Consider the following 21,480-nt stretch of genomic DNA (forward strand, 5'->3'; position numbering starts at 1 on the left):
GGCTCGCACAAGGTGTCCCTGGACAAGGTCATCAAGACCATGAAGGACACCGGCGCCGACATGAAGGTCAAGTACAAGGAGACGGCCCGGGGCGGGCTGGCCGTCAACGTCATCGAGTGCTGACGGCACGAGTGTCGGAAACGTCTTTCATGAACGAGCGTGACCGGGCCGGTGCGGGGACGGACGGCCCCCGGCCCGTCGGCACAGGAGGTTCGCCTCACGGGTGGCGAACCCCTGCTGCGCCGCGGTTCCGTCGGCATCGAGGAGCGGTGCGCCGCTCTCGCGCCACCCTGGCGCCGTCGCCGCCCGCCAACGGTGCCGGACGGGAGCGATGCCGGCGAACGGCGGTCGTCACCCACGAGCACAGAACCGGGAGCAGGACATGGGACGGGTCACCGAGCGACGGCGCGTGCTGCGCATCCGGGATGGTGGGACGAGCACCCGCCCGGACACCCTCGTCGCGGAGGAGCCGCTGGAGATCAGACTGAACGGCGAGCCACTGGCGATCACCATGCGCACACCCGGCGACGACTTCGCGCTCGCCACCGGGTTCCTGGTGAGCGAGGGCGTCCTCGGCAGTGCCGAGGACGTGGCCAACATCGCGTACTGCGCGGGGGCCGTGGACGGGGACGGGGCGAACACGTACAACATCGTCGACGTACGGCTGGCCCAAGGCGTGCCGGTGCCCGAGGTCTCGCTCGAGCGCAACGTGTACACCACCTCCTCGTGCGGGCTGTGCGGGAAGGCGAGCCTGGACGCCGTACGGACCACCGCCCGCTGGCCGGTCTCCGATCTGCCCCCGGTCCGCGTCACCTCCGGACTGCTGGCAACTCTCCCCGATCGGCTGCGGGCGGCGCAACGGGTCTTCGAACGCACCGGAGGCCTGCACGCCGCCGGGCTGTTCGCGCCCGGGGGCCGACTGCTGGATGTGCGCGAGGACGTGGGACGGCACAACGCCGTGGACAAGATCGTGGGCCGTGCGCTGCGGTCCGGCGATCTGCCGCTGTCCCAGAGCATCCTGCTCGTCTCGGGCCGGGCCTCCTTCGAGCTGGCCCAGAAGGCGGTCATGGCGGGCATCCCGCTGCTGGCCGCGGTTTCGGCGCCCTCCTCCCTCGCGGTGGACCTGGCCGGCGAGACCGGGCTCACGCTCGTCGGCTTCCTGCGCGGCGCTTCCATGAACGTGTACACGGGTGAGCAGCGGATCGACCTGCGGTCGGCGGACGGCAGAGCACGGCGACCCGAAGGGGGAGGGTCGGGGTGAGTCGGCACGTGTCGGCGGCCGAGGGGGGGCGCGACCCTGCCTCCGGCGTCCTCGCCGGCCCGCCCCGGCCGCGACCGGGCGGCGCCGCCCGCCGCCCGCGCCGTGTGGCGATGCTCTCCGTGCACACCTCCCCGCTGCACCAGCCCGGCACCGGCGACGCCGGCGGCATGAACGTCTACATCGTCGACCTCGCGCAGCGCCTGGCCGCCCTCGGGATCGAGGTGGAGGTCTTCACGCGGGCGACGGCCGGGGGACTCCCGCCTGCCGTCCGGCTCGCCCCCGGCGTCCTGGTCCGGCACGTCGACGCCGGCCCCTACGAGGGCCTCGCCAAGGAGGACCTCTCGGCCCAGCTGTGCGCCTTCACGCACGGCGTGATGCGGGCCTGGGCCGGTCACCGCCCCGGCTACTACGACCTGGTCCACTCCCACTACTGGCTCTCCGGCCATGTCGGCAGGTTTGGTCGGTCTGTTCTTCGTCAGCGGCGCCGACGCGGCCTCGGTAGTGCTCGGCATGCTCTCCTGCCGGGGCAGCCTGAACCCCGGCCGCCCGGTCGTGATCCTCTGGGGCGCGCTGACCGGCCTGGTGGCCGCCGTCCTGCTGCTGGCCGGCGGCCTGGACGCGGTCAAGCAGGTGGCCATCATCGCCGCTTTCCCGTTCCTCTTCGTGATGATCGGCCTGTGCGTCTCCCTGGTGAAGGCCCTGCGCAGCGAGCCGAGAGACGAACCGGCGCCCCGGGTGCCGGTCGCCGCCGTCGGTGACGAACAGGCACCGGAAGACAGTGTGTCGACGACCGGGGTGGCGGACTCGGAGGTCACCGGCCGGGCGGCCGGGGCCGGTCCGGAACCGGGCGAAACCGAGACCCTGCACACCTGATGGTGGTCGGCCCCTTGACCTCGTAGCTTCCCGTCATCGATCCTCAGTTGCGTATAGTGGTTCGTGTAGCTGATTAAGCAACACATAGTCGAGAGTTTTGGTCAGAGGAGTAGCCCATGGCTCACGAGGTTCGCGCCGTCGTCGCCCGAGAGAAGGGCGCCCCGGTCTCCGTCGAGACCATAGTCGTCCCCGACCCGGGGCCGGGCGAGGCGCTCGTCGCGATCGAGGCGTGCGGCGTCTGCCACAGCGACCTCCACTACCGGGAGGGTGGCATCAACGACGAGTTCCCCTTCCTCCTCGGGCACGAGGCGGCTGGCCGCGTCGAGGCCGTCGGAGAGGGGGTCAGCGGCGTCGAGCCGGGTGATTTCGTCGTCCTCAACTGGCGTGCGGTCTGCGGGCAGTGCAGGGCGTGCAGCAAGGGCAAGCCCTGGTACTGCTTCGCCACCCACAACGCGACGCAGCCGATGACCCTGCTCGACGGCACCCCGCTCTCGCCCGCGCTCGGCATCGGTGCTTTCGCGGAGAAGACGCTCGTCGCCGCGGGCCAGTGCACCAAGGTCGACCCGGCCGCTCCCGCCACCGCCGCGGGGCTGCTGGGATGCGGTGTGATGGCGGGCTTCGGCGCGGCCGTCAACACCGGTGCCGTGGGCCGAGGCGACTCCGTCGCGGTCATCGGCTGTGGCGGGGTCGGCATGGCCGCCGTCGCGGGGGCGAGGCTCGCCGGCGCCACCAAAGTCATCGCCGTCGACCTCGACCCGCGCAAGCTCGAGCAGGCCATGGCCATGGGCGCCACGCATGTGGTCGACGGCAGGGGTGCGGATGTCGTGGCGTCGGTCCGCGAGCTGACCGGAGGCCTCGGTGCGGACGTGGTCGTCGACGCGGTCGGCCGGCCCGAGACGTACGAGCAGGCCTTCTACGCCCGCGACCTGGCCGGCACGGTCGTCCTGGTCGGCGTGCCCACACCCGAGATGACCGTTGAACTGCCGTTGCTCGACGTCTTCGGCCGCGGAGGCTCGTTGAAGTCCAGCTGGTACGGCGACTGCCTGCCCTCCCGTGACTTCCCTGCGCTCGTCGACCTCTACCTGGCGGGGCGGTTCGACCTGGACGCGTTCGTGAGCGAGACCATCGGACTCGGCGACGTGGAGAAGGCCTTCGAGAAAATGCACCGCGGTGAGGTGCTGCGTTCCGTGGTGGTGCTGTGATGGCCGGCGCACTCCGCATCGAACGCCTCGTCACCAGCGGGACCTTCAGCCTCGACGGCGGCACCTGGGACGTCGACAACAACGTGTGGATCGTCGGTGACGACGACGAGGCACTGGTCGTCGACGCGGCACATGACGCCGACGCGATCCTGCGGGCCCTCGGCGACCGTCGTCTGTCGGCCATCGTGTGCACCCATGCCCACGACGACCACGTGAACGCGGCACCCGAGCTGGCGGACGCCACGGGCGCCCACGTCCTCCTGCACCCCGACGATGAGGTGCTCTGGGACCTGGCGCACCCGGACCGGCGGCCCGACGGCGCGCTCGCCGACGGCGAAGAGCTCAAGGTGGCGGGCATCGGCCTGCGAGTGCTCCACACGCCCGGACACGCTCCGGGGGCCGTGTCCCTGTACGCGCCCGACCTGGGCGCGCTGTTCAGCGGTGACACGCTGTTCGCCGGCGGGCCCGGCGCGACCGGGCGCTCGTACAGCGACTTCGGCGTGATCATCACCTCGATCCGTGACCGGCTGCTGGCGCTCCCGGCAGAGACGGTCGTCCACACCGGTCACGGCGAGACGACCACGATCGGCGCGGAGGCACCGTATCTCGCGGAGTGGGTCGCCCGCGGCTGGTGACGCGGTGCGGCCCCGCCCCTCGGGGCGCTCGACCGCCACGGTGCCCCTCGGGCGCCGGCCGCGGCCGGGCGCCCCGCCCGGCTCGCTCCGCCACCACCCGCCCCACCACCTCACTGGACGAACCATCGTGTACGACCTCGCCCCGCTGGCCCGCTTCGGCGGGCTCGTCGCCACCGGCCTGCGCGATGTGACCAGCGACCCCGCGGCTCTGGACTCCGCCGGCTTCTGGGCGGTCGTCGCGGACTTCGAAGGCCGTCTGGTTCGCGCCCGGTTCGATGACGTGCGCCCCGAGCCACCGCCCGCGCCGGCGGCCGGAGCCTGGCGCGGACCGGCCGCCGGCGACTGGACCTCGTCCCTGGACCGCGCCGCCTACACCGCGGGCGTGCGCCGCGTCCGCGAGCACATCGCGGCCGGCGAGATCTACCAGGCCAACACCTCTGCCGAGTGCTGTCCGCGCCGCTGCCCGGACCGGCCGCCGACGCCCTGACCGCCTTGCTCGCCCGTGGCAATCCCGCGCCGTACGCCGGTACGGTCCGGCTCCCCGCGCACGGCGTCGAGGTGGCCACCGCCTCGCCCGAGCTGTACCTGCGCCGTGTCGGCCGCACCATGGAGTCCGGGCCGATCAAGGGTACCGGACGCAGGGCGCGGGACCTGCGGGACAAGGACTACGCCGAGAACGTGATGATCGTGGACCTGGTCCGCAACGACCTGGGCCGCGTCTGCGTCACCGGGTCGGTGACCGTTCCGGCCCTGTGCGCCGTCGAAGAGCATCCCGGCCTGGTGCACCTCGTCTCGACCGTGCGCGGCGAGCTGACGGGCGGCACTGGGTGGGCCGCGCTGCTGGCCGCGACGTTCCCGCCCGGATCCGTCACGGGCGCGCCCAAGACCAGCGTGCTGCGCGTCATCTCCGCCCTGGAGACCGCGCCTCGCGGTCCGTGCTGCGGCGGCATCGGCTGGGTCGACGCCGACCGGGGCACCGGCGAACTGGCCGTGGGCATCCGCACGTTCTGGATCGACCGCGCGACCGAAGGAGGGCCGGTGCTGCGTTTCGGCACGGGCGCCGGCATCACGTGGCGATCCGATCCGGAACGGGAGCGGGACGAGACCGAACTGAAAGCCTTCCGACTGTCGAGCCTGGCCTCGTCGAGGCCGCTTCCTGCGGCCGTCCGTCCCCGCGCGGTCTGAACTCCCTCCGATCGGCTCGGGACACCAAACCCCCGGCGGCCGCAGCCGCCGGGGCCGCTCTCGCGTGCCGACGCCACCTCGGCTTCCTTGCCTGGCACGCCCGCGCGTGCGCACTACCCGGGGGCTTCGCCGTCCCCGGAGCCGCCGGTGCGGTACGCCTGCCCCCCTGTCCGTTCCGGCCCCGTCCGTGCCTTGACAGGAACTTCCCACCGCCCGCAGACTCGTTGCGTCAACCGCACTCTGTTTCTCTATATGCAACGAGGTGCCATGGTGATTCCCGTGTGCCGTCTCGACGACCTGCCGCGGGGCGAGTCCTGCCGGCTCGAGACCGACCCGCCCGTCGCGGTGTTCCACACCGAGGACGGCGAGATCCATGCCATCGACGACACCTGCACCCACCAGGACGCCTCGCTGTCCGACGGCTGGCTGGAGGGCTGTTGGGTCGAATGCCCGCTGCACGCCTCGAAGTTCGACCTTCGCACCGGGAGGGTGGACGCCCCTCCGGCCAGGCTCCCGGTGCGCACCCACGAGGTCGTCGTCCGGGACGGCGTGATCCACGTCGTGCTGTCCGACGCCCCTCCGAACCTGCCGCCGTCCTGCGTGGCCGCCCGGATGGCCGGAGGCGCCGTATGAGGACCGTGGCCGTCGTGGGCGCCTCGCTCGCCGGGCTGTCCGCCGCCCGCTCGCTGCGTGGACAGGGGTACGACGGGCGGCTCGTCGTCATCGGTGACGAACCCCACCGCCCCTATGACCGGCCCCCGTTGTCGAAGGAGTTCCTCGCCGGAGCGGTCACCGAGGCCGAGCTCTCCCTCGAGGCGGACGATGAGGACCTCGGTGCCGAGTGGCTGCTCGGCGCGCGAGCCGTCGGCCTGGGGACCCGGGAGCGTTCCGTGCGACTCGCCGACGACCGGGAGGTCCGTGCGGACGGCGTCGTGATCGCCACGGGGGCCACCGCACGGACCTTGCCCGGCAGCGCCGGCCTCACCGGTGTGCACGTGGTGCGCACCCTCGACGACGCCCGGGCCCTGCGGGACGATCTGGCGCGCGGTGGTCGGCTGGTGGTCGTCGGGGGCGGGTTCGTCGGCGCCGAAGTGGTCTCGACGGCGCGCGGTATGGGCCTGGAGGTGACGTTCGTCGTGGCCGGCCCCGCTCCGCTGTCCGGCGTGCTCGGACGGGACATGGCGGCGGCCGTCTCCCCGCTCCACGGCGACCACGGCGTTCGCCTGCTGTGCGGGACCGGTGTGCGCGGGGTGACGTGCGGACCGGGTGACCGCTCCGGAGCGGAGCGGGGGAGGGTGTCGGCCGTCCTGCTGGACGACGGACGCCGCCTCCCGGCCGACATCGTCGTCCTTGGGATCGGCGCCGTCCCCTGCACCGGCTGGCTGGAGGGCTCCGGCGTCGCGCTCGGCGACGGGGTGCGCTGCGGGGCAGACGGCACCACCAGCGTGCCGGGTGTTGTCGCGGTCGGTGACTGCGCCGCCTGGTACGACCCGGCCGCCGCCGTCCATCGTCGGATCGAGCACTGGACCGGAGCCAAGGAGCGCGCGCCGGCTGCCGTCGCCGCCCTGCTCTCCGGCGGTGCCGCCCCGTTCGCCACGCCTCGGCCGCCGTACTTCTGGTCCGACCAGTACGGCGTGCGCATCCAGTTCGCCGGGCACGCCGCGCATGCCGACACGGTGACCGTCGAGGACGGCGACCCGGCCGACCGGAGTTTCCTGGCCGTGTACCGTCGCGCCGGACATCCGGTCGCCGTGCTGGGTGTGGCCCGGACCAAGGAGTTCACCCGCCGTCGGCGGCAGCTGGCCGCCGACGCCGCCCGGACCGCAACCGCATGAGCACCGCGACGTGGACGGGCCGGGGAGTTCCCGCACAGCACCCGCGCGGGCTTCCCCGGCTGGACCGGACCCTGGTCATGGGGATCGTGAACGTCACGCCCGACTCGTTCTCCGACGGTGGGCGGTGGTACGACCCGCGCCGGGCCGTGGCGCACGGCCTGGCACTGGTCGACGAGGGCGCGGACATCCTGGACGTGGGCGGCGAGTCGACCCGCCCCGGGGCGGTGCGCCCGCCGGTCGAGGAGGAACTGCGGCGCGTGCTGCCCGTCGTCCGCGAACTCGCCGCAACCGGTGTGGCCGTCAGCGTCGACACCATGCGGGCCGAGGTTGCCGCTCGCGCCATCGAGGCGGGCGCGGCGCTGGTCAACGACGTCTCAGGGGGACTCGCCGATCCCGCCATGCTGCCGCTGGTGGCGCAGGCCGGGACGCCGTACGTCGCCATGCACTGGCGCGGGCACTCCGACGGCATGCAGGCCCGCGCCGGGTACGGCGATGTTGTCACCGAGGTGGCCGACGCCTTGCGGCTGCGTGTCGATGCGGCGCTGCACGCCGGCATCCCGCCGGACCGCCTGATCCTGGACCCGGGGCTGGGGTTCGCCAAGGACGCCGATCACAACTGGCAGTTGCTCGCCCGACTGAGGGAGATCGTCGCCCTGGGCCGGCCGGTTCTCGTGGGCGCGGCGCGGAAGTCCTTCCTGGGCCGCCTGCTGGCGGACCCGGTGACCGGCAGGCCTCGGTCGGCCGGGCTGCGGGACGCGGCCACGTCCGCGGTTTCCGTCCTGGCGGCCGCGCAGGGCGCCTGGTGCGTCCGTGTCCACGATGTCGCCTCGACATCGGACGCCGTGCGGGTCACGGCCCGTTGGGGCCGTCACGCCCCGACGGAGGCGGCATGGACCCTGACGCCGTGAACCCCCGGACGTGGTCGCCGCGAGGGTCCGTGAGCTTCTTGACAGGGCTTCGGGGCCGCCCTCACACTGGCGTTGCGTTCACCGCAATTCGTTTCGTTATACGCACCGAGGTGTCATGATGATTCCCGCGTGCCGTCTCGCGGAGCTCCCGCGAGGCGAGGCCTACCGGCTCGACACCGATCCGCCGGTCTCGGTGTTCCACACCGAGGACGGCGAGATCTACGCCATCGACGACACGTGCACCCACCAGGACGCCTCTCTCGCCGACGGCTGGCTGGAGGGCTGCGAGGTGGAATGCCCGCTGCACGCGTCGAAGTTCGACCTGCGGACCGGAGCCGTCGACGCCCCGCCGGCCCGACTCCCGGTCCGTACGCACGACGTCGTCGTCCAGGACGGCATGATCTACGTCCGGCTGTCCACGGACGCCCCCAACCTGCCGCCCTGCGTCGCGGCCAGGCTCGCGGGCGGTCGCACATGAGGGCCGTGGCCGTGGTGGGTGCTTCGCTGGCGGGTCTGTCAGCAGCGCGTTCGCTGCGGAACCAGGGCTTCGACGGGCGGCTGATCGTCGTCGGCGAGGAACCGCACCGCCCCTATGACCGGCCGCCGCTGTCCAAGGAGTTCCTGGCCGGCAAGACCGGTGAGGCCGACCTCGCGCTGGAGCGGGACGGCGAGGACCTGGCGGCCAAGTGGCTGCTCGGGGCCCGCGCCACCCGGCTCGTGAAAGAGCGGCGCGCCGTGCGCCTCGCCGACGGCAGGGAGGTGCGGGCCGACGGCATCGTCATCGCGACCGGTGCGGCCGCGCGGACGCTCCCGGACGCCGGCGGCTTGGCAGGTGTGCACACCCTGCGCACCCTCGACGACGCCCGTGCCCTGCGGGACGATCTGGCCCTGGGCGGCAGACTCGTGGTGATCGGTGGCGGGTTCATCGGCGCGGAGGTCGCCTCCACCGCTCACGCCCTCGGGCTCGACGTAACGGTGGTCGAGGCGGCGTCCACCCCACTGGCCGGACCGCTCGGTGAGACGATGGGCGGGATCGTCTCCGCCCTCCACGCGGATCACGGCGTACGGCTGCTGTGCGGCGTGGGCGTCAAGGGTCTGATCGGTGGGACCCGGGTCGATGGAGTTGTCCTCGACGACGGCCGTACCGTCCCCGCCGACACGGTCGTCGTCGGTGTCGGGGCGCGCCCGTGTGTCGAGTGGCTGGAGGGTTCCGGCGTCGCGCTCGGCGACGGGGTGCGCTGCGGGGCAGACGGCACCACGAGCGTGCCGGGCGTCGTCGCGGTGGGTGACTGCGCCGCCTGGTACGACCCGCGGGCCGGGACGCACCGGCGTATCGAGCACTGGAGCGGTGCGCGGGAGCGGGCGGACGCGGCTGTCGCCGCCCTGCTGTCGTGGGGCGCGAAAGAACCGGGCGTGCCCCGGCCGCCTTACTTCTGGTCCGACCAGTACGGCGTGAAGATCCAGTTCGCCGGTCATGCGGCGGGCGCGGACAGCGTGACGATCGCGGAAGGCTCCCCGCAGGACCGTGACGTCCTGGCCGTCTACCGGCGTGCCGGGCGCCCGGTAGCCGTGCTGGGCATGAACAGACCACGTCAGTTCATGCGATGGCGCAAGCAGCTGGCCGCCCCACCGCCCTGACATGCCGACCGGCCTGCCCCGCCGTTGCCGCGGTGACCTCGGTCCGCGCCGTCTCAGCCCAGGTAACCCATGCGGTGACTGACCTCCTCGGCGCCCTTGACCAACACCGGGGCGAGTTCGTGGATGCGCTCCTCGGTGAGCCGGTAGGCGGGTCCGGAGGCGCTCAGCGCCGCGATGACCTTCCCCTCCCGGTCGCGGACCGGCGCGGCCATGGCGTGCAGGCCCTCCTCGAACTCCTCCAGGCTCCAGGAGTAACCGCGCTCCCGGGCCACGGTGAGGTCCTTCTCGAGCTTCGTCTTCGTCGACAGGGTGCGCGGGGTCACCTTGTTCAGGCCGACCTCCGACAGCAGCACGGCGCGCTCCTCGCGGGGCATGTGGGCCAGCAGGATCTTGCCGCTGGAGGTCGCGTGCAACGGGGTCAGCTGGCCGACCCAGTTGTGCGCGGTGACGGCGCCGGGGCCGCGCACCTGGTAGAGGTTGATCGCGTAGTGCTCTTGCATCACGGCGATGTTGACGGTCTCACCGATCTCCTCGGCGAGACGCTCGCAGACCGAGCGGCTCTGCTGGGTGATGTCGATCCGGCCGGTGACCGCACCGGCGAGGCGCACGAGACCGAAGCCGAGGCGGTACTTGCCGCGCTCACCCGCCTGCTCCACCAGGCCCCGTGCCTCCAAGGCGCCGAGCAGTCGGAACGCGGTGGACTTGTGTACGTCGATCTCGGCGGCCACCTCGCTGACTCCGGCCTCACCCCGCTGGGCCAGGATCTCCAGCACGGTGATGGCGCGATCGACGGACTGCACGCCGCCGGCCGGAGAACTGGTGGTTTCGTATTCCGGACTGAAGTTGCTCATGGCGAAACTATACGCCCGGTAAACATGGCGGACAGAGGTGTGCGTCGAGGGCCGGCGCGGATGCATGAGCGTGCGCAACTCGATGCATACGGTGAGGGCTCCCCTCGCCCGGATCGCGAAGGAAGGTGCGATGAGCGGCGAATTCTTCCGCGAGCTGCTGGAGGGCGTCCGTTACGAGGTGCTGCCCGCGAAGACGACCGAGGACAAGGTCCTCGCCGAAGTTCCCCGCGGCATCGCCGTCACCGTGACGGCGTCGCCGGTCAAGGGCCTGGAGCCCACGCTCGACCTCGCCACCCGGCTCGCGGTGCACGGCCACCGCGTCGTTCCGCACGTGCCCGCCCGGCTGGTACGGGACGACGCGCATCTGAAGGACGTCGTCGACCGGCTCAGGGGCGCGGGCGTCGACGACGTCTTCGTCCCGGCGGGTGACGCCGATCCGCCGGCCGGGCCCTACGGCAGTGCGCTGCCGCTGCTGCGCAGACTCGACGAGCTGGGCAGTCCCTTCTCGCAGGTCGGTATCACCGGGTATCCCGAGAGCCACCCGTTGATCGACGACGACCGCCTCGTCCAGGCGATGTGGGACAAGCGGACGCACGCCACGTACATCGTCAGCAACCTCTGCTTCGATCCGGTGGTTCTCGGCGGCTGGGTGGGCCGGATGCGACGTCGCGGCGTGACTCTGCCCCTGCGGATCGGCGTCGCGGGGCCCGTGCAGCGGACCAAGCTGCTGTCCATGGCGGCGAAGATCGGGGTGGGGGAGTCGACCCGGTTCCTGACCAGGCACCCCTCCTGGTTCCTGCGCTTCGCGGCCCCCGGCGGCTACTCGCCGAACCGGCTGCTCGCACGCAGTGCCGGAGCGCTCGCCGCACCCTCGGCGGGAGTGGCCGGCCTGCACGTGTTCACCTTCAACCAGATCGCCGAGACCGAGCGCTGGCGCCGTGCCCTGCTCGACCGGCTGGGCGGCTGAGCCGCAGTCGGCGCGAGCCGCACACGACAGGTGGCAGGTCCCGGCAGGCCCTCGGCGGCCTGCCGGGACCTGCCGTGTTCCGGCCCGTTCTCCGACGTCACGGGCCCCTTGACACTCACCCCCTCGACGGGCACATTGAGTTGCGCAACGCGAACTCTGTTGCGCAGAAAGCAACCAGAACGTTTCTCAACGTCGGAGGTGCGGCGATGGCGGGACCCCGGGTGGTCATCATCGGAGCGGGCGTCGTGGGAGCGGCGCTCGCCGACGAGATCTCCGAGCGAGGCTGGACCGAAGTGACGGTGGTCGACCAGGGCCCGCTCCCTGCCACGGGGGGATCGTCGTCGCACGCGCCGGGCCTGGTCTTCCAGACCAATCCGTCGAAGACCATGACCGAGATGGCTCGCTACACCGTCGAGAAGTTCAGCTCGCTCGAGGTCGACGGGAAGCCCTGCTTCCTCCAGGTCGGCGGCCTGGAAGTGGCGACCAGCCTCGAGCGCGTCGCGGAACTCCAGCGGCGCCACGGCTGGCTCACCTCCTGGGGCATCGAGGCCCGACTGCTCGGCCCCGGGGAATGCGTCGAGCAGCACCCGCTGGTGAACCCGGACAAGGTCCTCGGCGGCCTGCTGATCCCGACCGACGGACTTGCCAAGGCGGTCCTCGCCGTCGAGGCGCAGATACGGCGGGCCACCGAACGGGGCGTGCGTTTCCTCGCCCGTCACGAGGTCCTGGACATCCGGCACAGCGAGAGCCGGGTGACCGGCGTTCTCACCGACCGGGGCGAGATCCCCGCCGACATCGTCGTGTGCTGCGCCGGTATCTGGGGCCCGAAAATCGCCCGCATGGCCGGCATGAACCTGCCGCTCACGCCGCTCGCCCACCAACTGGCCTGGACCGGCCCCGTCCCGGCGCTGGCCGGCCGGACCGAGGAGGCAGTGCTCCCGATCCTGCGTCACCAGGACGCCGACCTCTACTACCGCGAGCGCTTCGACGGCCTGGGCATCGGCTACTACGGCCACCGCCCCATGCCGGTCTCCGCCGACGACATCCTGTCCGTGGACGACGCCGAAGAAATGCCCTCGGTGCTGAAGTTCACCGAGGAGGACTTCGAGGACGCCTGGGCCGAAACCCGGTCACTGCTCCCCGCCACCCGGGAGGCCAAGGTCGAGGAAGGCATCAACGGCCTGTTCTCGTTCACCACCGACGGCCTGCCCCTCCTCGGCGAGTCCCCGGACGTCAAGGGCTTCTGGGTCGCGGAGGCCGTGTGGGTCACCCACTCCGCCGGCGTGGGACGGGCCATGGCCGAGTGGCTGGTCGACGGCCACTGTTCGTCCTTCGACCTGCACGAGTGCGACGTCAACCGCTTCGAGCCGCACCAACTGGCCCCGGAGTACGTGCTGGCCCGCGACTGCCGGAACTTCGTCGAGGTCTACGACATACTGCACCCCCTCCAGCCGCCGGAGGACCTGCGTCCCCTGCGCACCAGCCCCTTCTACGACCGTCAGCAGGAACTCGGCGCCTTCTTCCTGGAGGCGAACGGCTGGGAGCGCCCTCAGTGGTACGAGGCCAACGCCGGCCTGGTCGAAGGCCGTTCTCTCGGGAGGCCCAACGATTGGGCGGCGCGCTTCTGGTCGCCCGTCGTCGGCGCGGAGGCCCAGGTCACCCGAGAGACCGTGGCCCTGTACGACATGACGGCCCTCAAGCGCCTGGAGGTGAGCGGGCGGGGCGCCGCCGCCTTCCTGGAGCGGCTGTGCACCGGCAAGGTCGACAAGTCCGTCGGCTCCGTCACCTACACCTTGCTGCTCGACCGCGACGGCGGCATCCGCAGCGACATCACCGTCGCCCGGCTGGCTCCCGACCGCTTCCAGATAGGCGCCAACGGCAACCTGGACCTCGACTGGTTCACCCGGCACCTGCCCGCCGACGGGTCCGTCGCCGTCCGTGACATCACCGCCGGAACCTGCTGCGTCGGACTGTGGGGGCCGCTCGCGCGGCAGGTGCTCCAGCCGCTCACCGACGAGGACTTCTCGCGCGAGGGCCTGAAGTACTTCCGGGCCAAGCAGGCGTACATCGGCTCGGTGCCCGTCACCGCCATGCGACTGTCGTACGTCGGCGAACTGGGCTGGGAGCTGTACACCACCGCCGACCAGGGCCGGAAGCTGTGGGACACCCTGTGGGAGGCGGCCCGGCCGCTGGGCGGCATCGTAGCGGGCCGCGGCGCCTTCAACAGCCTCCGACTGGAGAAGGGCTACCGCTCCTTCGGCACCGACATGACCTACGAGCACGACCCCTACGAGGCCGGGGTCGACTTCGCCGTGAAGCACGACAAGGGCGACTTCATCGGCAAGGCCGCACTCGAGCGGCGCAGGGCCGACGTGCGGCGCAAGCTGACCTGCCTCACCATCGACGACCCGCACGACGTCGTCATGGGCAAGGAGCCGGTGTACGACGGCGACCGCCCCGTCGGCTATGTCACCAGCGCCGCCTTCGGCTACACGATCGGCAAGGGGATCGCCTACGCGTGGCTCCCGGCGGAGCTCGCCACCCCCGGCCACACCCTGCGGATCGGCTACTTCGACCGGCGCGTCGAGGCGGTCGTCGCCGAGGAACCCCTGTTCGACCCCACCATGTCCCGTCTCCGTGGCTAGCGCACAGGGCCGACGTACGAGGAAGAGGAGCACTGCCGGTGAACGCACAGCTGCTCGACGGCAAGGCGACCGCCGCCGCCGTCCGCCGCGAACTCGCCGAACGGGTGGCCAAGCTGACCGCCACCGCCGGCCGCCCGCCCGGGCTCGGCACCGTCCTGGTCGGTGACGACCCCGGCAGCCGCGCCTACGTGGCGGGAAAGCACCGGGACTGCGCGCAGGTGGGCATCGCCTCCCTGCGCCGTGAACTGCCCGCCGACGCCACCCAGCGGCAGGTCGAGGAGATGGTCGACGAACTGAACGCCGATCCGGCCTGCACCGGCTACATCGTTCAGCTCCCCCTCCCACGCCACCTGGACGCGAACGCGGTCCTGGAGCGCATGGACCCGGCCAAGGACGCCGACGGCCTGCACCCCGTCAACCTCGGCAGGCTCGTCCTCGGCATCGACGCCCCGCTGCCCTGCACACCGCGCGGCATCGTCGAACTGCTCCGCCGCCACGACGTGCCGCTCGCGGGAGCGCGGGTGTGTGTGGTCGGACGGGGCATCACGGTCGGGCGGCCCATCGGACTACTGCTCACCCGCAGGTCGGAGAACGCCACCGTGACCCTGTGCCACACCGGCACCAAGGGGCTGGCCTGGCACGTGCGCGAGGCGGACGTCGTCGTCGCCGCGGCCGGCTCGCCCGGCCTGATCACCAAGGACATGCTGCGCCCCGGCGCGGCCGTCCTGGACGTCGGCATCACCCGCACCGGACAGGGGCTGGTCGGAGACGTCCACCCGGAGGCGGCCACGGTCGCCGGGTGGCTGGCGCCGATGCCCGGTGGGGTGGGGCCCATGACCCGAGCCATGTTGCTCGCCAATGTCGTCGAGGCAGCCGAGAGGAACCTGAGCACCGTATGAACGCGCTGAACACCCCCTTGGCGGAGCTGGACCCCCAGGTCCACGCCGCGCTCCGCGCCGAACTCCACCGCCAGCAGTCCACCCTCGAGATGATCGCCTCGGAGAACTTCGCATCCACCGCCGTGATGGAGGCCCAGGGGTCGGTGGCGACCAACAAGTACGCCGAGGGCTACCCCGGCCGCCGCTACTACGGCGGCTGCGAGCACGTCGATGTCACCGAGCAGCTGGCCATCGAGCGGGTGAAGTCCCTCTTCGGCGCGGGCTTCGCCAATGTGCAGCCGCACTCGGGTGCCCAGGCGAACACCGCCGTCTTCTTCGCCCTGCTCCAGCCCGGGGACACCGTCCTCGGCCTCGACCTCGCGCACGGCGGGCACCTCACCCACGGCATGCGCATCAACTACAGCGGCAAGATGCTCGACGTCGTGCCGTACCACGTCTCCGAGGCCGACAACCTCGTCGACATGGACGAGGTCGAACGCCTCGCCAAGGAACACCGCCCCAAGATGATCATCGCGGGCTGGTCGGCCTACTCGCGGCAGCTGGACTTCGCGGCCTTCCGCAGGATCGCCGACGAGGTGGGGGCGCTGCTGATGGTCGACATGGCGCACTTCGCGGGCCTGGTGGCCGCCGGACTGCATCCCAACCCCGTGCCGCACGCGCACGTCACGACCACGACGACGCACAAGACCCTCGGCGGGCCTCGCGGCGGAGTCGTCCTCACCGACGACCCCGACCTCGCGAAGAAGATCAACTCGGCGGTGTTCCCCGGCATGCAGGGCGGGCCGCTGGAGCATGTCATCGCCGCCAAGGCGGTCGCGTTCAAGATGGCCGCGTCCGACGAGTTCGCCGAACGCCAGGCCCGGACCCTCGCGGGCGCCCGCATCCTGGCCGAGCGGCTCACCCGGCCGGACACGGCGGCCGCCGGAGTGCGGGTCCTCACCGGCGGCACCGACGTGCACCTGGTCCTGGTCGACCTGCGCGACTCCGAACTCGACGGCAGGCACGCCGAGGACCTCCTTCACGAGATCGGCATCACGGTCAACCGCAACGCCGTGCCCTTCGACCCCCGGCCGCCCATGGTGACGTCGGGGCTGCGTATCGGCACCCCCGCGCTGGCCACCCGCGGCTTCGGCGACGAGGACTTCGCCGAGGTAGCCGACGTCATCGCCCGGGCGCTCCAGCCCGAGCCCGACATCGCGGCACTGCGTGCCCGCACCGAGGCGCTGGCCGCCGAACACCCGCTCTACCCGCACCTTTCCGAAGCAGAAGCCGGAGACGCCCGATGAGTCCCCGAACCCCCGGCGCCGACCTCCCGGACCACCCCGACTGGCTGTGGCGTACGCCCGAGCCCAAGCGGTCGTACGACGTGATCATCGTCGGCGGCGGTGGCCACGGCCTGGCGACCGCCCACTACCTGGCGAAGAACCACGGCATCACAGACGTCGCCGTACTGGAGAAGGGCTGGCTCGCGGGCGGCAACATGGCCCGCAACACCACCATCATCCGGTCCAACTACCTGTGGGACGAGAGCGCCGGCATCTACGAGCACGCGCTCAAGCTGTGGGAAGGGCTGGAGGACGAGCTCGACTACCCCATCCTGTTCTCGCAGCGCGGCGTGCTGAACCTCGCGCACAGCCTCCAGGACGTGCGCGACAGCGTCCGCCGCGTCGAGGCGAACCGGCTCAACGGCGTGGACGCCGAATGGCTGGACGCCCGGCAGGTCCAGGAGGTCTGCCCGATCGTCAACATCTCCGAGGACGTCCGCTACCCGGTGCTGGGCGCCACCTACCAGCCGCGCGCCGGCATCGCCAAGCACGACTACGTCGCCTGGGGCTTCGCCCGCTCCGCCGACGCGGCCGGGATCGACATCGTCCAGAACTGCGAGGTCACCGGCATCGACGTGGTCGACGGCAGGGCCGTCGGAGTACAGACCACGCTCGGCCCGATCGCGGCGGGGAAGGTCGCGCTGTGCTCGGCCGGACACACCTCCGTGCTCGCCGCGATGGCCGGCATCGACCTGCCCGTCCAGAGCCACCCGCTGCAGGCGCTGGTCTCCGAACTCCTCGAACCGGTGCACCCGACCGTCGTCATGTCCAACGCGGTCCACGTGTACGTCAGCCAGGCGCACAAGGGCGAGCTGGTGATGGGCGCCGGCATCGACGCGTACAACGCCTACACCCAGCGCGGCGCCTTCCACATCATCGAAGAGCAGATGTCGGCCGCCCTGGAGCTCTTCCCCGTCTTCGCCCGCGCCCATGTGCTGCGGACCTGGGGCGGCATCGTCGACGTCAGCCCCGACGCCTCACCGATCGTCGGGCTCAGTCCCGTCGACGACCTCTACCTCAACTGCGGCTGGGGCACCGGCGGCTTCAAGGCCACCCCGGGCCTCGGCTGGGTCCTGGCCCACACCATCGCCCACGACAGCCCCCACCCGCTCAACGCACCCTTCTCGCTCGACCGTTTCACCACCGGCGCGCTCGTCGACGAGCACGGCGCGGCCGCGGTAGCCCACTAGGGAGCCGAACCCATGCTTCTCATCCCATGCCCCTGGTGCGGGCCCCGTGACGAGGCCGAGTTCCACTACGGCGGCCAGGCGCACGTCCCCTACCCCGAGGACCCCGCGGCCCTGACCGACGAGGAGTGGGCGCGCTACCTCTTCTTCCGCGACAACCCCAAGGGCCCGTTCGCCGAACGCTGGAGCCACGCGGCCGGCTGCCGCCGCTGGTTCAACGCGGTCCGGGACACGGCGACGAACGAGGTCCTGACGGTCTACCGCCCCGGTGAGGACCGCCCGGCGACGACCGAACGGCGCCGCGTGGCCGACGGGCCGCTCGGAGTGACGTCCGCCCCGCGCCCGGTGACTTCTCAGGCCGGTGCGGCCCGTCCGGACTCCGAGGAGGGGGCCCCTCCAGGGCCGAAGCGGGGGGCCGTCGGCGCGGCCCTCGGCGCAGCGGAAGGGGCTGAGTCCCTCCCGGCCGGGACGGGCACGGGCGCCGGTGGCGCGGAATTCTCCGGCGGCTCCGCCGCGGGCCAGCCGTTCCGTCACCCCACCCGCGGCCGGATCCGCCGCGACCAGCCGCTCACCTTCACCTTCGACGGCATCGAATACCAGGGCTACCGAGGCGACACCCTCGCCTCCGCACTTCTCGCCAACGGAGTGATCCGGGCCGGCACGAGCATCAAGCTCGGCCGCCCGCGCGGCATCTTCTCCGCGGGGGTCGAGGAACCCAACGCCCTCGTCCAGATCGAGGCCCCCTTCCCCGAGCCGATGCTCCCCGCGACGACGGTCGAGCTGTACGAGGGCCTGGTGGCCACCAGTCTGCCCGGCCAGGGCCGCCTCGCCGCCGAACCGGACCCGGCCCGCTACGACGCGGTACACGCCCACTGCGACCTGCTGGTCGTAGGAGCGGGTCCGGCCGGTCTGGCAGCGGCCGCGGCGGCCGCGAGCAGCGGGGCCCGCGTCATCGTCGCCGACGACCGGCCCGAACCGGGCGGCAGCCTGCTGGGCACGGGCGAACTGCTCGACTGGGTGGCCGAGACCGGGCAGAAGCTCGCTGCCGCACCCGAAGTGCGAGTGCTGCGCCGGACGACCGTGTTCGGCCACTACGACGACAACCACCTGCTGGCCGTCGAACGCCGCACCAACCACCTCGGCGCACAGGCCCCCGAGCATGTCTCCCGCGAGCGCGTCTGGCGCATCCGCGCCCGGCACGTCGTCCTGGCCACCGGGGCGCACGAGCGCTCACTGGCCTTCGCCGACAACGACCGCCCCGGCGTGATGCTGGCGGCGTCGGCCCGCGCACACGTCAACCGCCACGGCGTCCTGCCCGGCCGCCACGCCGTCGTCTTCACCACCAACGACAGCGCCTACGCCGCCGCCGTCGACCTCGCCGAGGCGGGCGTGGAGATCGCGGCGATCGTCGACACCCGGTCCGAACCGGGCCGGTGGGCGGACCGCGCCAGGGCAGCCGGGATCGAGGTGCTGCCCGGACACTCCGTCATCGGCACGGAGGGCGGAGAGCGGCTCACCGCCGTGACCGTCGCCCCGTACGGGGAGTCCGCGCCACGCAGGGAGTTCGCGGTGGACCTGCTGCTGGTCTCCGGCGGCTGGAACCCCGTGGCACACCTGTTCAGCCAGGCGGGCGGCAAGCTGCGCTACGACGACACGCTCGGTTCCTTCGTCCCCGGCACCTGCCGCCAGGCCGTCGAGGCGGCCGGCGGCGCGAACGGCACCCTGGACCTCGCCGGGGCACTCGCCGAGGGCGCCGCGGCGGGCGCCCGCGCGATCGAGGCCGCGGGCTACACCGCCGCGGAGCTCCGCCTGCCCGACGTGACCGCCGTGCCGCCGTCACCGCCCATGCACGTCTTCCTCGTCCCCGGCGAGGCCGGCGCGCCCCGCTTCGTCGACCTCCAGCGCGACGTCACGGTCGACGACCTGGCCCGCGCGACCCGCGCGGGTCTGCGCTCGGTGGAGCACACCAAGCGCTACACCACGGCAGGCACCGCCAACGATCAGGGAAAGACCTCCGGTGTGCTGTCCAGCGGCATCGTCGCCGAACTGCTCGGCGTGGACATCTCCGCCCTCGGCACCACCACGTTCCGGCCGCCCTACACGCCGGTCTCCTTCGCCGCCCTCGCCGGTCGTGACCGGGGCCGGCTGCTCGACCCCGTCCGGGTCACGGCGCTGCACCAGTGGCACGTCGACCACGGCGCTCTGTTCGAGAACGTCGGGCAGTGGAAGCGGCCCTGGTACTACCCCCAGGGTGGTGAGGACATGGACGCGGCTGTGTTGCGCGAGTGCCGGGCGGCCCGGGAGGGCGTGGCGTTCATGGACGCGTCCACGCTCGGGAAGATCGAGGTGCAGGGCCCGGACGCGGGCGTGTTCCTGGACCGCCTGTACACCAACATGATGAGCACCCTGAAGGTCGGCATGATCCGCTACGGCGTGATGTGCCGTCCGGACGGGATGGTCTTCGACGACGGCACCGTCATCCGCCTGGCACCGGACCGCTTCCTGGCCACCACGACCACGGGCAACGCCGCGGCCGTGCTGGACTGGATGGAGGAGTGGCTGCAGACGGAATGGCCGGAACTGCGCGTGCACTGCACCTCGGTGACCGAGCAGTGGGCCACGGTGGCCCTCGTCGGCCCGCGCTCCCGGGAGGTGCTGGCCGAACTCGCGCCGACGCTGGCGGTGGACAACGACAGTTTCCCGTTCATGGCGTGGCGGGACACGACGGTCGCCGGCATCGAGGCGCGAGTGTGCCGGATCAGCTTCTCGGGCGAACTGGCCTACGAGATCAACGTGTCGCCGTGGGAGGCGCCGGCACTCTGGGAAGCGCTGTACGAGGCGGGGCGACCGCACGGCATCACCCCGTACGGCACGGAGACGATGCACGTCCTGCGGGCGGAGAAGGGCTACCCGATCGTCGGCCAGGACACCGACGGCACGGTGACGCCGCAGGACCTCGGCATGAGCTGGGTGGTCTCCAAGAAGAAGCCGGACTTCGTCGGCAAGCGTTCCTTCGCCCGTGCCGACACCGTCCGCCCCGACCGCAAGCACCTGGTCGGCCTGCTGCCCGAGGACCCCGGGACCCTGCTCCCCGAGGGGACGCACCTGGTCACCGACAGTGTGCTGCCCGCGCCGCCCGTACCGATGCTCGGCCACGTCACCTCCAGCTACCGCAGCGCGGCGCTCGGCCGGACCTTCGCGCTCGCCCTGGTCAAGGGCGGCCGCGACCGCGTCGGAGAGCGGCTCTACGCCCCCGTCGGCGACCGGATGGTCCCCGTGACCGTCGCCGGCCCCGTCCTCTACGACCCCGAGGGAGCCCGCCGCGATGGCTGACGCCGTACCTCCCGTCCCGCGCCGCAGTCCCCTGGCGCACATGGCGGACCGCCTGGCCTGCGTCGGCAGGGACACGGGCGGAGCCCTGGAAGTCGCCGAAGTGCCGATGCTCGCCCAGATCAGCGTGCGGCTCGATCCGAAGGGGGCGGCAGCGGACGCCGTCGGGCTGGTGCTCGGCCTGCGACTGCCCGTCGAACCCGACACGGCCGTACACGCCGGGAACCTGACCGCTCTGTGGCTCGGTCCCGACGAGTGGCTGGTGCTCGGGCCGCCGGGCAGCCGGCAGGACCTGGAGAGCCGCATCCGGGAGGCCGGCGGTGACGAGTTCGTGTCCGTCGTCGACGTCTCCGCCCAGCGGACCACCCTCCTCGTCGCCGGACCACGTGCCCGCGACCTGCTGGCCCACGGCTGCTCGCTGGATCTGCACCCGCTTGCCTTTCCGGCCGGGCGCTGCGCCCAGACCACCCTGGCGCGCGCGCAGGTCGTGCTGGTCGCGCCGGACGGCCCCGGGGCCGGGTTCCGGGTGCTGGTCCGGTCGTCCTTCGCCGGCTACCTGACGGACTGGCTGCTGGACGCGTCCACGGAATGGAGGGCCTGAGGCCGGACACGCACCCCCCCCGGCCGCGCGGTCGACGAGAGGCCCGGCTTCTCACCGCCGGCCGCGCCCGTCCCGGTGGACCGCTGTGGCTCGACGCGGACCACCGGGACGGTTGTCGTCGCCGTTCGTGGCCGCTTT

At 72.2% G+C, this 21,480-nt stretch carries 18 protein-coding genes and 2 pseudogenes; 19 read left to right on the top strand and 1 reads right to left on the bottom strand.

The window, feature by feature from the left end; translation table 11 throughout:
• The 12 genes and pseudogenes from IE142_RS23015 to IE142_RS23070 all read left to right on the top strand — a co-directional run.
• Positions 1 to 123 (top strand): L-serine ammonia-lyase, iron-sulfur-dependent, subunit alpha (locus IE142_RS23015; RefSeq protein ID WP_191887507.1); only part of this gene is annotated, 123 nt, incomplete at its 5' end.
• Positions 124 to 382: 259 nt separating this feature from the next.
• Positions 383 to 1,261: a formate dehydrogenase accessory sulfurtransferase FdhD gene (fdhD, locus tag IE142_RS23020; RefSeq protein WP_191887508.1), complete on the top strand. Its 879-nt coding sequence runs from the start codon at positions 383 to 385 to the stop codon at positions 1,259 to 1,261.
• Positions 1,258 to 1,734, top strand: a pseudogene (locus IE142_RS23025) (glycosyltransferase); the annotation flags it as partial. The gene fdhD and the pseudogene IE142_RS23025, both read left to right, overlap by 4 nt.
• Before the next feature lie 37 nt (positions 1,735 to 1,771).
• Positions 1,772 to 2,134, top strand: coding sequence for a BCCT family transporter (locus IE142_RS37555; protein ID WP_368857239.1), 363 nt, complete (start codon positions 1,772 to 1,774; stop codon positions 2,132 to 2,134).
• Positions 2,135 to 2,250: 116 nt separating this feature from the next.
• Complete coding sequence (locus tag IE142_RS23035; RefSeq protein ID WP_191887510.1) at positions 2,251 to 3,336, top strand: S-(hydroxymethyl)mycothiol dehydrogenase; 1,086 nt, start codon at positions 2,251 to 2,253, stop codon at positions 3,334 to 3,336.
• Entirely contained in the window at positions 3,336 to 3,971 is a 636-nt protein-coding gene (locus IE142_RS23040; protein ID WP_191887511.1) for an MBL fold metallo-hydrolase, read from the top strand. The genes IE142_RS23035 and IE142_RS23040 overlap by 1 nt, the downstream gene beginning before the upstream one ends.
• Positions 3,972 to 4,098: 127 nt before the next feature.
• Positions 4,099 to 5,156 (top strand): annotated as a pseudogene (locus tag IE142_RS23045) (chorismate-binding protein).
• A gap of 267 nt (positions 5,157 to 5,423) precedes the next feature.
• Positions 5,424 to 5,789: a bifunctional 3-phenylpropionate/cinnamic acid dioxygenase ferredoxin subunit gene (locus tag IE142_RS23050; RefSeq protein ID WP_191887512.1), complete on the top strand. Its 366-nt coding sequence runs from the start codon at positions 5,424 to 5,426 to the stop codon at positions 5,787 to 5,789.
• Positions 5,786 to 6,991 (top strand): NAD(P)/FAD-dependent oxidoreductase, encoded by a 1,206-nt coding sequence (locus IE142_RS23055; protein WP_191887513.1) that lies wholly within the window; start codon positions 5,786 to 5,788, stop codon positions 6,989 to 6,991. The genes IE142_RS23050 and IE142_RS23055 overlap by 4 nt, the downstream gene beginning before the upstream one ends.
• On the top strand, positions 6,988 to 7,899 hold the full coding sequence (gene folP / locus IE142_RS23060) for a dihydropteroate synthase (RefSeq protein ID WP_191887514.1): 912 nt from the start codon (positions 6,988 to 6,990) through the stop codon (positions 7,897 to 7,899). The genes IE142_RS23055 and folP overlap by 4 nt, the downstream gene beginning before the upstream one ends.
• 115 nt (positions 7,900 to 8,014) lie before the next feature.
• Positions 8,015 to 8,377: a bifunctional 3-phenylpropionate/cinnamic acid dioxygenase ferredoxin subunit gene (locus IE142_RS23065; protein ID WP_191887515.1), complete on the top strand. Its 363-nt coding sequence runs from the start codon at positions 8,015 to 8,017 to the stop codon at positions 8,375 to 8,377.
• Positions 8,374 to 9,537: an NAD(P)/FAD-dependent oxidoreductase gene (locus IE142_RS23070; RefSeq protein WP_191887516.1), complete on the top strand. Its 1,164-nt coding sequence runs from the start codon at positions 8,374 to 8,376 to the stop codon at positions 9,535 to 9,537. Before IE142_RS23065 ends, IE142_RS23070 begins: the two co-directional genes overlap by 4 nt.
• Positions 9,538 to 9,590: 53 nt before the next feature.
• Here the strand turns inward: IE142_RS23070 and IE142_RS23075 are convergent, their stop codons facing one another.
• On the bottom strand, positions 9,591 to 10,388 hold the full coding sequence (locus IE142_RS23075; RefSeq protein WP_191887517.1) for an IclR family transcriptional regulator: 798 nt from the start codon (positions 10,386 to 10,388) through the stop codon (positions 9,591 to 9,593).
• Between the two features lie 130 nt (positions 10,389 to 10,518).
• Here IE142_RS23075 and IE142_RS23080 point away from each other — a divergent pair, with 130 nt between their 5' ends.
• The 7 genes from IE142_RS23080 to IE142_RS23110 all read left to right on the top strand — a co-directional run bounded on the left by IE142_RS23080 (position 10,519) and on the right by IE142_RS23110 (position 21,342).
• Positions 10,519 to 11,355, top strand: coding sequence for a methylenetetrahydrofolate reductase (locus IE142_RS23080; protein ID WP_191887518.1), 837 nt, complete (start codon positions 10,519 to 10,521; stop codon positions 11,353 to 11,355).
• Between the two features lie 206 nt (positions 11,356 to 11,561).
• The gene (locus IE142_RS23085) at positions 11,562 to 14,000 is read left to right on the top strand and encodes a GcvT family protein (protein WP_191887519.1); all 2,439 of its coding nucleotides are present in this window, start codon (positions 11,562 to 11,564) and stop codon (positions 13,998 to 14,000) included.
• Positions 14,001 to 14,038: 38 nt separating this feature from the next.
• On the top strand, positions 14,039 to 14,899 hold the full coding sequence (locus IE142_RS23090; RefSeq protein ID WP_191887520.1) for a bifunctional methylenetetrahydrofolate dehydrogenase/methenyltetrahydrofolate cyclohydrolase: 861 nt from the start codon (positions 14,039 to 14,041) through the stop codon (positions 14,897 to 14,899).
• A complete protein-coding gene (gene glyA, locus IE142_RS23095) occupies positions 14,896 to 16,185 on the top strand; it encodes a serine hydroxymethyltransferase (RefSeq protein ID WP_191887521.1) in 1,290 nt (429 codons plus the stop codon). Before IE142_RS23090 ends, glyA begins: the two co-directional genes overlap by 4 nt.
• Complete coding sequence (locus IE142_RS23100; RefSeq protein ID WP_191887522.1) at positions 16,182 to 17,414, top strand: sarcosine oxidase subunit beta family protein; 1,233 nt, start codon at positions 16,182 to 16,184, stop codon at positions 17,412 to 17,414. The genes glyA and IE142_RS23100 overlap by 4 nt, the downstream gene beginning before the upstream one ends.
• Positions 17,415 to 17,426: 12 nt before the next feature.
• The gene (locus IE142_RS23105; RefSeq protein ID WP_191887523.1) at positions 17,427 to 20,744 is read left to right on the top strand and encodes a sarcosine oxidase subunit alpha family protein; all 3,318 of its coding nucleotides are present in this window, start codon (positions 17,427 to 17,429) and stop codon (positions 20,742 to 20,744) included.
• Complete coding sequence (locus IE142_RS23110) at positions 20,737 to 21,342, top strand: sarcosine oxidase subunit gamma (protein ID WP_191887524.1); 606 nt, start codon at positions 20,737 to 20,739, stop codon at positions 21,340 to 21,342. Before IE142_RS23105 ends, IE142_RS23110 begins: the two co-directional genes overlap by 8 nt.
• Positions 21,343 to 21,480: the final 138 nt, after the last annotated feature.

The organism is Streptomyces mutabilis (assembly GCF_014649815.1).
GTDB classification, from domain to species: Bacteria; Actinomycetota; Actinomycetes; order Streptomycetales; family Streptomycetaceae; genus Streptomyces; species Streptomyces mutabilis.